We start from the raw sequence: 13792 nt of genomic DNA, 5'->3' as shown, positions 1-13792 counted from the left end.
GCCTGCACAGTTAAAAACTCACAAAGAATCCATCCTGAGAGATCCTGTATACTTCCTCGCAAAAGCAGCTAATGTTGGCATTCAGTACATTGGAACCAAAGATGTTGAAGGTAAAAAATGTGAAGATATTCTGGTGACGATAGGTTCATTCTCCATGCATCTTCTTATTGATCCGGCAACTAACCTGCCTGCAGCGGAAATCTATACGCAAATTGGTCAGCAGGGCCCTGAAAAAGTGCAGGATTTATTTTACGATTACAAAGCAATTGACGGTATTTTCCTGCCTATGAGAACTGTTTCAACAACTCTGAAGGACGGCAAGAAAGCTTCCGAAAGCATAGTTAAAGAGATAAAATTCAACGTTAAAACAGATCTAAATATATTTAATTTTTAATACTTGTTAATCTGAATAAATAAAAGAGAGAAGGGAGGGACTGATCATCCTTCCCTTCTCTCTTAAAACAGATAAAACCGGCATTTGATTGCCTGTAAAATTTCTTGACTTTATTCATATATTTTTTTAATATTTAAGCAAGAGGAGTACCAGATAAATATGCCAAAATGGTTTAAAATTATAACAGGAATATTCTTAGTATTTTCACTTCTCTTTGCAGGGATCATTTTTATCGGATACCGTATTGTTGCAGGATCCCTCCCTAAAATATCGGGTATAGTTAATACATCAGCTCCTCTTCATTCAAAAATTTCAGTTTTTCGTGACGGCTACGGCATTCCTCATATCATAAGCAGAAACAGGTATGATCTGTTCTTTGCGCAGGGTTTTGCAACTGCTCAGGACAGGCTGTGGCAGATGGATATACAGAGACGCACAGCATACGGCAGGCTTTCAGAGATATTTGGAATAAAAGCAGTACCTACAGACAGCTTTATGCTCTCTCTGAACATCGGCAATACTGCTGATAAAATCTACGAAAAATTATCAATTGAATCAAAGGAGGTACTTAACGCATACAAAGACGGTATTAATTCATATATCTCTTTACATAAAAAAAGCCTTCCTATTGAATTCAGATTTCTTAATTATTCTCCTGATCCGTGGAAAGCATCACACTCCATTGCTCTTATAAAACTTTTTGCATGGCAATCCAGCAGAAATTTTTTAGAGGATGCTTTTTCTTTTGCCCTTAATGGAAGAAATATTAATAATTTTAAACCTTTCCTGCATTCTCCGGAATATACTATAAATTCCAGAGAGTTTTTTCATCCTTTCCTTATCTCTATCAGCAGGATATTTAAAAATGCACTGCCGATAGGTTCACATAGCAGTCTAATAATTTCTATCCCTGCAGATTTGAGTGATACAAATACGCCGTTCATTGCCTTTAACTACACATCTCCGGCTGTAATTCCAGGGCCATGGTATGAAATACACCTTGCATCAGACGAAATAAACGTACATGGATTCAGCCTTCCCGGAGTCCCTCTTATTTTTACCGGCCAGAACAGCAAACTATCATGGGTATTTTCATCAACAGGAAAAAGAGACTGCAGATTCTCTGAAATTCATACACTGCAAAGAAGGAATTCTCTGTCAGTGAGAACCGAAAAAATTAAAATATTCCCTGACTCTGTTCTTACTCTGTCTTTTAATGAAATTTCCGGGTTACCTGTTCTTTACAAAAATCCTGACAATAACAGAGGCATCGCGTTAATCTGGGATGGGTACAAATTCAGCGATGATATACTTTCTCTCTTTAATATTTGTAAATCCCGCAGCTTGGATACTTTTACAAAATATGCAGCGAATTTCGGATCTCCTTGCCATATTTTTATTGCCGGAAACAACTCGGAAGGATTTAAAGCAGTCGGAAGCGGTTTGAATAAAAATGAATCATTGAATAACTATAAAATTTTCTCTCAATCCAAAATTCTGGAAAAAAGGCTGAAAAAACTTATAGAGCATGATTCCACACTTACCTTAATGGAAATAAAGAATATAATCTCTGACGCTGTTTCTCCTTCAGCCGATTCTATTGCCAAATTAATCTATCCGATTCTGAACAGAGATATAACATTATCCAATGATCCCGTTAAACAAAATGCTGCAAACCTTCTTTCAAAATGGAATGGTTCCATGCTTGCATCAAACAGTGAAGCTTCTATTATAAATACTTTTCTTGTGATCTATACTGAAAAATTAATGAAATCTTTATTCGGCAAAAAACTTTATAAACTGTATTCGAACCTGAATACTATTCCATACGAATCGATTTTAAATTATCTTTATAAAAACGGGAATAGAGACAATCTGATTATATCTTCCTTTTCTTCTGCAATAGACAGTTTAAAAAAGCTTGAGAATACGGATGTTAATAAATGGCCATGGGGAAAATTCCACACAATCACATTTTCTCACATGCTTGGTAAAAATCCGCTTTTAAGCAATGCTCTTAATGTCGGCCCGTTCCCGATCAGCGGATCCGGTTCATCAATTTTAAATTCCGGATCTTTTATTAGAAATAATCCTGAAGCAGATATCTATTTATGTGCAAGTGCCATATATAATGTCTCAAATCCCGATAATTCAATCTCAGTTCTTTCTACCGGCCAATCCGGGCAGCCTGTTGACGAGCATTATAAAGATCAGGTTAATCTTTCGGTTAAAAATCTTTTTCATCCCTCTCTGCTTGACACAGCTAAAGTAAAAAATTCAGGATGGAAACTGCTTATAATTCAAAGGGGGAACAAGCATGAATGATTCTTTTACTTCCTTTAAAATTTTACATAATGTCAAACCCGGAGATAAAATTACCAGTTTTTTTGTCATCCGTAAAATTGAACTTAAATCACGCAAAGACGGAAGTTCTTATCTTCATCTCGAACTCGGTGATGCATCCGGGCGGATTACAGCTAATCTGTGGGATGATATTAAGAATCAATATGCCGAATTCCAACCCGGTGTTATAGTTAAAGTAAGCGGAACTGTTCAGACATATAAATCAATTATACAACTTTCAATAAACAAAATACGAAAATGTGATGATAAAGATAATGTTGAACCAGCCATGTTCATACCTTCAAAGGGTCAGGACATTTCTTATCTTATACAGAAATTAAATGAAAAAATTGATTCTGTTAAAGATAAATATCTCCACTTGCTTCTCGAAAAAATTTTCAGCGATGATAAAATAATCGCCTCTTTTTCCAGAATGGCAGGGGGTAAACTGTGGCACCATGCTTATGTCGGGGGCCTGCCGGAACACACTCTATCAGTAGCTTCTGTATGTGAAACAATGGCAGCACAGTACCCGGAAGTAAACAGGGATATGCTTATAACAGGGGCGCTTCTTCACGACATAGGCAAAATCTTTGAATACAGCTTTGATAAAGGGTTCATAGATTTTACAGACTACGGCAGGCTTGTAGGGCACATATCAATCGGTGCGCACTTTGTTGCAGATATCATTGATGAAATTAATAAAGATACCCCCTTCCCTGATGAAATAAAATATCAGGTTATGCATCTTATTTTAAGCCATCAGGGTAAATTTGAACACGGTTCTCCTGTGCTTCCCGCAACAATTGAAGCAATGATTCTCTACTATGCTGACGAGATGGATTCAAAAGCTAACGCGCTTACTCATATCATTGAAAGAGATGGCGGAAAAGGCAGACAATGGAGCCAATACATAACCCTTCTTGACAGATTCATCTATCTTCCCAATAATCAGGAAACCAATACAGTCCTTGATGATAATGAGACTATATCACATGATAAAAATATTGGCCCGAAAATACCGGACAACAGTGCTTCTGAACTGCCGGGTACACTTTTTGATATAGACTTTGATAAGGATTAACTGATGATAGTCTCATTTCAGGGTGAACGGGGTGCATTCAGTGAAGAAGCTGCTTTAAAATTCTGGGAAAAGACAGAATCCTTATCAACTCAGCCAAAAAAGTCTTTCTCAGATGTTTTTTCATCTGTTTCCGATGGAGAGTCAGATTTCGGCATCCTGCCAATTGAGAATTCTCTTACAGGAAGTATTCATCAGAATATGGATCTTTTTCTCAAGCACGATCTGTTTATAACAGGAGAATATATTTTAAGGATCGAGCATCACCTAATGGCCTGTAAAAGTAATTCTATTCATGAGATCAGGGAAATAATGTCACATCCCCAGGGCCTTATGCAGTGTTCTGAATATTTTGAATCCCTGGACAATGTTGAGCTGAGGGCTGTCTATGATACAGCAGGCTCTGCAAAACTCGTTGCGGAAAAGAAAAAACCGGAATTAGCCGCAGTAGCAAGCATTCAGGCTGCTGAGGAGTACGGCCTTAAAATTTTAAAGAAAAATGTGGAAAATAATCGCCTGAACTATACAAGGTTTGTAATTATCAGTAAAAAACAGAATACTGCACAAGGTTCTAAAACTTCCATTATTTTCAGCGCGAAAGATGTTCCTGGAGCTCTTTTTAAATGTCTTGCTGTTTTCTCTTTTCGTGATATTAATCTTCTGAAAATAGAATCAAGGCCGATTGTCGGCAAACCGTGGAACTACCTTTTTTATCTCGATTTTGAGGGGGATATTAATGATAAGAAATCCCGAAATGCTCTGCAGCATCTTGAAGAATTGACTGAATTCATTAAGTTTCTCGGATCATATTAAATATTTTTTAAAGTATTAATCTACATTTTATTTTTGTTAATTTCTACGTCTCCATAAAGATTAAACAGAGGGGCAAAAAAAGACATAACAAGTACAAATAAAGGAAGAACAAGTAGTCAGCCCATTATTTGGATATTAACATATCTTGACAATATTGCCAATAGAATTTCCGGAATACATAGAATTAAAAATATCGGCAAAACTCTTTTTTTCATCTGAGGTTCATTAGGTTTAAGGCATGATGGACATCGTAGAATCCAGGAGAACCAAAAGGATTTCCAGACATCCCGGTAAGAGAGCCCTTTTCCGCAATACTTGCATGTGTTCATAAATTCCCCCTATTTTAAAAATGTTTATTTATTGCCTTTCTCTACCAGACTCTTTTTCTTCTCAAAATCGTAAAGCGTTTTCCTCTCTAGATCTGCAAGAGAAAGCTTATATTCTGTGTATGCTGAAAGATAAGAAAGCTTGGCAGTATTAAGCTGGTCACTTGCCCTTGCAAGCTCAGTAGAAGTTATATCACCGTTCTGGAACCTTTCCAGATTTATTTTAAACGATTTCTCGCCGACTGCTTTACTCTTTTCAAGAAGCTGAACTCTGTCGTATGTTTCATAAACCGAACGGACAACATCATTAACTTCCCTTTTAATAGTTATGTAAAGATTATTCAACGTTAATTGATCTCTTGTAAGCCCTGCCTGAGCAGCCTGGACCTGAGCCTTATTCTTCCCCCAATCCCAAACAGGGATTTCCAGTTCAAATGTTAAGCCGCGATTAGGTGTTTTTCTAAGAACCTCCCAGCTGCTGTTAAATAGATCTCCTGTTGCTGTACCGTAAGGCAGATCGGGATTGGAAAACCCCGACATTCTGTAATATCCGGTCAGATTTCCCTTTATTGCAACACGGGCATCAATCTGCTTAATCTGAATTTTCTGCTCTTCAATATCAATCATTTTTTCTACTATCTCACTTCTGTTCTTTAAAGCAAGCTGCACTGCCTGCTCTTCATCAACAAAAACAGGCTTTAGTTCCAGATCAGTAATTACTGTAACATTCTCCGTAAGAGGCAATCCGATTAGCTGCTTGAATGCCGCTTCCTGCTGTTTCCTTCTTGCTTCCGAAGCTTTTAAATCATTTTTATTCTGAATTAATTCTACTTCCGCCTGCATTGCATCAACTTCTGCAATCAGGCCTGCTTCAAATTTCTTTTTTGTTGTATTATAAATACTTTCCTGTCTCTGAACCTTTTCTATGTTTATTTTTTCTTCTTCGATTCTTCTGTATAACTGATAGAATGACTGCGTAACCTGAAATACCAGATTCAATTCAGAACGTTTAAACACCTTGGATTGTCTTTCATAATTAAGCTCAGCCTGACGTAATCCCAGCTTAAGCTGATTGATAGTAAATAACGGTTTATTAATAATTGCACTTAAAGAGGTGTAGAACTGGTTAGATTCAATATTCGTACCCGGATTCATTTGAGAAGGTGTCCACGAATTAAGCTGATATCCTTCCGCACGAAATGTCAGGCTGCCGCCTCCAAAAGGTATCCATGGCATGGGCTGAATAATATCTAAATTACCTTTAACCTGAAAACTTCCGTATTGCTTTGGAACAGGATTCCCATTTACAACTTCTATCAGCCTGAAACCTTCATCATAAATCGGGGCAGATATTTTGCTCTGGGCATAAGTCCTGTATCCTGCTTTTGCAGCCCATAAATTTCTTTCGGCAGAATACACAAGCTGTTTAATTGACTTTATTGTGTAGCTGTCTTTAAGAGCAATATCAATACTCTCATCAAGAGTCAATACAGTTACATCCTGCCCGAACAGAACTATGTAAGCAGGAAGTAATAAAATGTAAATAATCAAAATAAATCTTTTTCTCATAATACCCTCTTTTACTCATACCTAAGAGATTCGATAGGATCAAGCATCGCCGCTTTACGTGCAGGATAAATTCCGAATATTATTCCAACACTTGCAGATACACCGAAAGACAAAATTATTGACCCTAACTCTACAATTGTTTTCCAATGCGCATAAGATGAAATCACTTGTGTCATTAACAAACCAACAAGTATTCCTATGAATCCTCCTGCAAAGCTGAGAAGAACTGCTTCAATCATAAATTGGCCGAGTATATCTTTCCGTGTTGCTCCAATTGCTCTTCTTACGCCAATCTCTCTTGTCCTTTCCAAAATTGTTGCCAGCATAATATTCATAATGCCAATTCCTCCTACAAGAAGAGAAATTCCTGCAATTGCTCCCATAACTATGTTGAAGATACGCTGGGTTTTCTGACTCTGCCTTAATAGTTCTTCAGGAACCACTATTTGATAATCATTCATATTGTTATGGCGAATCGATATCAGGGAATTTGCAATGTTTGCAGCTTCTTTTACATGCTTCTCATCCCTTATATTAAGAATAATCTGATCAACTTCCGGCTCCGACTTATCAATCTCAAATCTATAACCTACTGTAGTAATAGGTGCATAAACATCATAATTCATATCCCTGTCACCAATACCACCCTTTCCCGTTGATCTTGGTTTTGGCGCCATAACTCCTATTACAGTAAACCAGATATCTCCGATTTTTATCAATTTGTATACAGGATCTTCGTACTGAAAAAGATCATTCTTTACGCTGCTGCCGAGAACACAAACCCGCCTTGCATCATGCATGTCCTGGTAATTAAAAAAACTTCCCTGTTTAAGAGTCATCGTCATTACATCTTTAAATTCAGGTGTTGTTCCGATCAAGGTTACTTTTGATTCGTTCCCGCCGTTTACAGCTCTTTTTTCCGTAAGTTCTTTCTGCGGAACTGAAGCTTTCACAAGCGGGTTTATCAAGTACAGAGAACGGCTGTCATTCATGCTTAATCCTGTAGCCTCTACAATTGTACCTCTCTCATCATCCTCTTTCTCTATCGGCTGTGAACGTAGAATAACATTATTCATGCCGAGAAGTCTGATCTGATCCAATGCTTCTTTTTTTGCTCCTGCACCTATTGATAACATTGCAATAACAGCTGCAACGCCAAAAACAATACCGAGCATTGTTAAGAATGAACGAAGTTTATGCGACAATATTCCGTTCAGGCTTACTGAAAAACTTTCACTAAAATTCACAGATATCTCCTGTCTCTATCCCATGCGAAACCGTATAGATCTGGATGAATTGCTCTTTTTGCTCTTTTTAACCGGGGATTGATTCTGCTGTTTTTCCCCTCCCAATTCATTAAGAGGTATTGTAGGATCTCTTAAACAGATTTCTTCTCCTGAATTCAACCCTTCTTTAATCTCAATAAAATCTTTACTTTTCTTTCCCACAACTACTTTACGTTCTACTGCTCCGGTTCTTGTTTTTACATAAACAACTGTTTTGCCGTCTCTCTCAAAAACAGATTGGACCGGTACGGTAAGAACATCTTTTAATCTGTCAATGATAATCTGGCAGTTACATGTCATCCCGGGCCGCAGCTGATTATCAGAAGAATCCAAGGTCACTTCTACATCAAAGACTTTGGTATTAGTTGAATACTCTCTTTTTGCAAGGGAAGCAACTCTAGTGATTGATCCGTAATACGCTTTGCCTTCAAGAGCATCAACAGTTACAATCACATTTTGCCCTTTTTTAATCTTGCTTATATCGTTTTCGTTTACAGTAGTTTTTGCCTGCATTACAGACAGATCAGGAATACCTATAACAGGAAAACCCGGCCATGGACTGTCTCCTATCTGTACTTTTTTCATACCCGAACTTGAAAAAATTTCTTTATACACAACAAGCCCGTTAACACTGGCTTTTATTGTGAGCTTATCAAGCGTCTGCTCTGCTTCTTTTAAATCTGCTTCTGCCTGTTTTACAGCAAGTTTTGCTTTCATAAGTGTTGCACGGTCGATAATTTTTTGAGATTCAATTTTTTTCTTTGCCTGGTCCATTGATGCTTCAGCCTTTTTCATACTAAGTTCCGAATCCTGCTTTTTAGCTTCAGCTTCAAACTGCATCATTTTGAGCCTCAATTTTGCCTGCTCAAAATTATAACGCTGGCTTTCAAGCTGGCTTACAAGTTGAGCCATGTTTGATTCTATGGAAGCCTGCTCACTTTCTAACTGCGCCCTGGCATTCTCCAGCTTATCTTTTGCTTCATCAACTTTTTGGAGGGCTTCACTATTGTCAAGCTGCAGGAGGAAATCACCTTTTTTTACATAGGTGCCTTCCGGAACCATATCTACAATTTGAAGTGACATCCTTCTCCTCAGCCTTGGAAGAGATATGTTAACGGACTTCAACGCATCAATCTCACCACTCGTTTTCAGATCAATAATAAATTCTCCATTGCTGACAACTGCTGTTGCAATATTAAACTTTTTGGGAATAAGTGTAATAATTAATAATATCAGAACAACAGCTGCTGCACCTATTATTATAAAAGTCCTTTTCTTCAATTTCTTTAATTTATTCGGCAAGTCGCGCAGATTTACCTTTTTCATTATAGATTCTCCGTCTTATTTCTGATTTTCACCACTCTTTTTAGATGATTTCTTCAATCTCTTCATCATTTCAGGTGTTAAATTAAATTTTTTCATCGTATTTTGCCCGCTATCCCCGTTGCTTTTCATTTCCTCTTTATTTTTTTCTGCTGCGTTTCCCCCTTTTTGTAATCTTTTCTTTAAAAATGACGGTAAAGCAGGTGCATTGCTCTTACCTTGTTTCCCGTCAGATTTCACTTCACTTGAATATTTATAAAGAGTTCCCAATTTCTCAAATACATTAAAACTATTCTCCATAACTTTTTTTACTTTTTCAATACGCCTGTTTTCTTCAGAATATCCCAGCAAATGGGCTTTTCCTTCAGGATCTGTTAGAAGTAATTCCATACCCTTTTCAGCACCTTTCTCAACTATAACATATTTATCATTTCTTTCACCAAGATATACTACATACGGTTTTTTCTTCTTTTTTGGAAAAATAACCGTCTGGCCCTTATATTCAAAAACAGCTCCTACCGGAATGTAAACAACATCATTGTAGTGATTTAATTCAACACTTACCTGAGCAGTCATGCCCGGTTTTAAAATATCATTTGTAGAATCAATTGATGCAAGGACTGCAAAACCTTTTAAATTACTTCCCCATCTGACAGGCTGTGCAAGCTGAGAAACATTAATTATCTTTCCGGACATTATAACATCCGGATAGGCTTCCAAATTAATTGAAACTTTCTGCCCCTGCCTTACTCTCTGCCTGTCAATTTCATTCACAAAAAACTTCACCTGCATGCTTGAAAGATCAGGAATTGACATTAAAGATTCACCGCGCCTCGCAGTATAGCCGTTTTTCAGCCTCTCCCTTGAAGTCCAGCTTCCGACTTCCTGATAAACAACCATACCGCTTGCCGGAGCCCTGACTGTACACTCTTTAATATTTTCAACAATTGTCTTCAGCCTGTTTTCCGCCTGCTTTATAGAGCTCTTTATTTTAATAATTTGGCTTCTGTTAATTATTTTTTGTGATTCAAGCTGCTTTTTTGTTCTTGCAAGATCTATCTCGGCCTGTTTCAACTGCAGGCGTGCCTCTTCCTTACTTGCCTCAGATTCAAATTGTCTGATTTTTAGGCTGAGTTTTGCCTGTTCATACGAATATTCAGAAAGTTTCAGGCTGCTTTTAAGATTTGATATTGTAAGGGAATGCTGTGATATCATTTTCTTCAGATCTGCCCTTAATGAAGCAAGCTCATCCTCACGTAATGATTTCTGCAGTTCAAGATTACTCGTATCGAACTGAATTAAAAAATCGCCTTGTTTGACAATAGTACCTTCCGAAATTAAATCAATTATCTGAAGAGAACCCCCGTAAATTGAAGGCGCTGCTATAAAAACCTGCGATTCAGCCTGAATATCTCCTGATTCGATAATGCTGACAGTAAAATCACCTTGCTTCACAATTGCTGTTAAACCTTCAAAATCACTATTTTCGTGTTTAGGCATAAAAACAATTAAAAGGATAAGGGATAAAATAACCACTCCCGAAATCTGTAATACTTTCTTTGAACCAAACTTCTTTATGATAGGAATCTGATCTAAAATCTGATAGATTTTTGCCAATATATTCATAAATTATTTCCCGTGTTAAGTAAAAGAAATCGTACATTCATAATACGGATAATTATGTTTTTTAGTTTCATTTTTTTTAATAAAACAATAAAATTAAAAAATATTCGTAAAAATGCAGGCAATCCAGAATATTTTTCAATATTTATCCATTTAATAAATTGTGAATTTTTGTTACAACCTGAATTGGATCATGAAACCGCCGGGCCCATTTTTCACCATAAGCAGCTATATTCTCCATCTTTTTTTTATCCTGAATAAGGTCATCTATTTTCTCCTCAATATTCCCTGCATCTATTTCAATAAAAGGATGGTCGGGAAATGCCTCCTTAAATCCTGGCGCAAGGCTTGAGCATGTTACGCTGCCCATTGCAAGAGATTCAATACTGTTAATTCCGTAACCGAGATTCCCAATCTGGTCTATAAAGATATCACACATAGATTTTCTTTCAAGGGCTTCTTTGTAAAGCATGCCTTCAATAAGATCAATATCAACATATGAATACTTATTCTTTAATCTTTCAATAGCATTGATAATAATATCACTACCCTTTGCCGCTCTGTTTGTAGGTGCGTGGCCTATTACAATCCTTTTCGGATCCCTCTTCTTTTTATCAGGCAGCATTAAAAAATCAAAAGGAAAAGGTACGTAATTCAGGTTGTCATGAAATTTAAGATGATCGAATTCTACAGTAACTATCAAATCAGAAATCGATTCTATTTCAGGAAAAACACCTCTGGTCCTTAAATCACTGCCTGTATAGCACACAATTATCTTTTTACCTTTTGAATGCAGTTTTTTTATCAGCCGGGAATCTCTGTAAAAACCAAGACCTCCGTCAAGCTGATATAGGTCAAAATTCCAAAAATCAACATCTTGAATTATTTTATCAATTGCTTTCTTCCATAATACTTCCCTTGATTTAATTAAAATTTTTTCTCCTGTATTTGCATAAGACCAGGTAATTGGTACTTTTTCAGGCGGAGTAACATTATAAATGATTTTCCTTCTTTTTACCGGAGTAAATATTTTCTTTGCAATCTTAACAAAAGGAGAATCAATAAACTTCAGATTGAGAAAAATATCCCCATCTCTTCCCTGGTTATTGCTCCCTAAAACTATTAGACGTGAATAGTGTCCCAAATTCCTCTCTGCTTTAACAAAATTCATGGGAACGCCTGCATAGTTGAATGGAGCAATATGAAGTATCTTCAATTAACCTCCGAAGAAATAGATTTATTGCCGCTCTTTCTTTTATCTTTTTTTCTAACTGTAAAAATAATTATGAATAAGCCAATAACTGAAGGAATAAAAACATTAATTGTAAACAGAAGTATCGAACTGTTAAAAGCAGCAACCTTACCCACATTAAGCTGTGTAAAAAAGTATACTGAAGCTCCCTCTCTGATACCAAGGTCAGCAAAAGATACAGGCAGAAGTGTTTTTACAAACATCGTAGTAACTGTCGCATACAGGCTTGTTGCAAAAGTCATTGATTGAAATGCGTGTGCCAGTAAGATAAATTGTAAAATATAAATAGAATATAGAACAAACGATAAAATCATAAGATAAACTGCGTTTGATCTGGAAAAAAGGTCAAAGCATGTCATAAATCGCTTTACCTTGTCGCGGTAAGGTAAAATAAGCGAAATATTGTAAATCAAAGTTCTTATCCATAAAGGATGATAAAAAATGATAATTACACCGGAGCTTACAATAAATGCTGTTACTAAGATTGGAATAAATAAAAACAGATTGTATGTTAAAATACGCATCAGCATCAGAGATAACCCCCATACCCCTGCTGCAATAATAGGAACAGCAGCGTATGCCTTATCAATAACCACCATTGCAGCAGCTTTATAATGGTCAACTTCAGGAAGGAAAAGATAACGGGAAATCTCGCCGACTCTTCCAGGTGTTACAAAACCTGCGGCCATACCGCTTAAATATGACCCCAAGGTTTCTTTAACCTTAACATCCTTTTTAACAAGTTTTATAAGAAAATGCCACCGGAACCACTGAATGTACAGATTCGGCACTAAAAGTAAGACGCTGATATAGATAAATATCTTATGCTCGGGATTGTGAAGAGCTTCAATAATTTTTGAAAAATTAACATCCTTTATGATTACAAACATCATTAATATTCCAAAAAATAATTTTAAAAGCAGTCCTGTTTCACGCCTTGTAAAAAATTTCATCGTCAAAATATCCGCCTGTTTAATAGTACAAATTTAAAAGCCTCAATTCATATATTTCCGTAATTCCGGCCATAATCGCATTTTTACCCGCTTTAATAATAAATGTTTCAGTGAGTTTGGAAACCTTCAGATACTATTTATTTTTTTGATAAAAACTCCTCATATATTTTAAACAGACCATCAATTTTCTTTCCGAAAATATCTCCGTCAGGAAAGATACCAAATCTTGACTCGCTTCTGTAATTTACAGATTTTCTTTCAGATTCGGAGGCATAATTATTGATATTAATCGAAACAGTTCTTGAATTATCAAGTTTAAGTCTGTAAAAAACCGGCTTTTCCGTAAGGATACTTAAACTCCTCTTTTTATCTGATATCGACATAAAACCATTAAATCCAATTCTTTGAAGATCATTACTACTGTGAGTATGTTTATGCAGCTTTAAATTTGACATCTCAATTGTTTCACGTACTTTTCCACACTCTGTCGGAAAAAGCATGTCAAGGATATACTTGTTTTCCGGTTCTTCAACACGCACTTCAGCTTCCAGGATATTTGAACTAATTTTCAGGAAATATTTCACCCATACTTTTACTACTTTCCAACCCCTTATACGCTTACTCTTAATTTTTAACCTCTTTCTAACTTTTATTCCTGCTTCAAGTGGCCCTGCGTTTATAATACTAATTCTTGGTTCCTGCTTTTCATATCGGACATTTTTCACAACACCATTTTCATCCTCTTCTGATAATTCAAACTTCCCAAAATTCTTAAATACATTGTCTGTTCTCTTATCAATTATTGTTACAAATCCATTTTTGTCAAATT

11 protein-coding genes are annotated in these 13792 nt (G+C 36.4%); 4 read left to right on the top strand and 7 right to left on the bottom strand.

Translation table 11 applies throughout. The features are described from left to right. From J7K93_06545 to pheA, 4 genes are all read left to right on the top strand, one after another. The coding region (locus tag J7K93_06545; protein MCD6116653.1) for a hypothetical protein at positions 1–394 on the top strand (394 nt) is incomplete at its 5' end. Positions 395–553: 159 nt separating this feature from the next. Continuing rightward, positions 554–2719 (top strand): penicillin acylase family protein, encoded by a 2166-nt coding sequence (locus tag J7K93_06540; GenBank protein ID MCD6116652.1) that lies wholly within the window; start codon positions 554–556, stop codon positions 2717–2719. After that, positions 2712–3821: an HD domain-containing protein gene (locus J7K93_06535; GenBank protein ID MCD6116651.1), complete on the top strand. Its 1110-nt coding sequence runs from the start codon at positions 2712–2714 to the stop codon at positions 3819–3821. The genes J7K93_06540 and J7K93_06535 overlap by 8 nt, the downstream gene beginning before the upstream one ends. A 3-nt stretch (positions 3822–3824) precedes the next feature. Next, positions 3825–4631 (top strand): prephenate dehydratase, encoded by an 807-nt coding sequence (gene pheA / locus J7K93_06530; protein MCD6116650.1) that lies wholly within the window; start codon positions 3825–3827, stop codon positions 4629–4631. A 353-nt stretch (positions 4632–4984) separates the two neighbouring features. Here the strand turns inward: pheA and J7K93_06525 are convergent, their stop codons facing one another. The 7 genes from J7K93_06525 to J7K93_06495 all read right to left on the bottom strand — a co-directional run. Then, positions 4985–6526 carry a TolC family protein gene (locus tag J7K93_06525; GenBank protein MCD6116649.1) on the bottom strand — a complete coding sequence of 514 codons (1542 nt, stop codon included), beginning with the start codon at positions 6524–6526 and terminating at the stop codon, positions 4985–4987. An 11-nt stretch (positions 6527–6537) separates the two neighbouring features. After that, positions 6538–7773: an ABC transporter permease gene (locus J7K93_06520; protein ID MCD6116648.1), complete on the bottom strand. Its 1236-nt coding sequence runs from the start codon at positions 7771–7773 to the stop codon at positions 6538–6540. A gap of 15 nt (positions 7774–7788) precedes the next feature. Next, entirely contained in the window at positions 7789–9138 is a 1350-nt protein-coding gene (locus tag J7K93_06515; protein ID MCD6116647.1) for an efflux RND transporter periplasmic adaptor subunit, read from the bottom strand. 15 nt (positions 9139–9153) lie between these two features. Further along, positions 9154–10761 carry an HlyD family efflux transporter periplasmic adaptor subunit gene (locus J7K93_06510; GenBank protein ID MCD6116646.1) on the bottom strand — a complete coding sequence of 536 codons (1608 nt, stop codon included), beginning with the start codon at positions 10759–10761 and terminating at the stop codon, positions 9154–9156. Between the two features lie 142 nt (positions 10762–10903). Continuing rightward, positions 10904–11974: a glycosyltransferase gene (locus J7K93_06505; GenBank protein MCD6116645.1), complete on the bottom strand. Its 1071-nt coding sequence runs from the start codon at positions 11972–11974 to the stop codon at positions 10904–10906. Next, positions 11971–12969 (bottom strand): flippase-like domain-containing protein, encoded by a 999-nt coding sequence (locus J7K93_06500; GenBank protein MCD6116644.1) that lies wholly within the window; start codon positions 12967–12969, stop codon positions 11971–11973. Before J7K93_06500 ends, J7K93_06505 begins: the two co-directional genes overlap by 4 nt. A 131-nt stretch (positions 12970–13100) precedes the next feature. Continuing rightward, positions 13101–13792 (bottom strand): hypothetical protein (locus tag J7K93_06495; protein MCD6116643.1); only part of this gene is annotated, 692 nt, incomplete at its 5' end.

This window comes from bacterium, assembly GCA_021158245.1.
In the GTDB taxonomy this organism is placed as follows: domain Bacteria; phylum Zhuqueibacterota; class QNDG01; order QNDG01; family QNDG01; genus QNDG01.
Note: the sequence above shows the minus strand (reverse complement) of the source record. Positions and strands in the feature narration are given on the sequence as shown.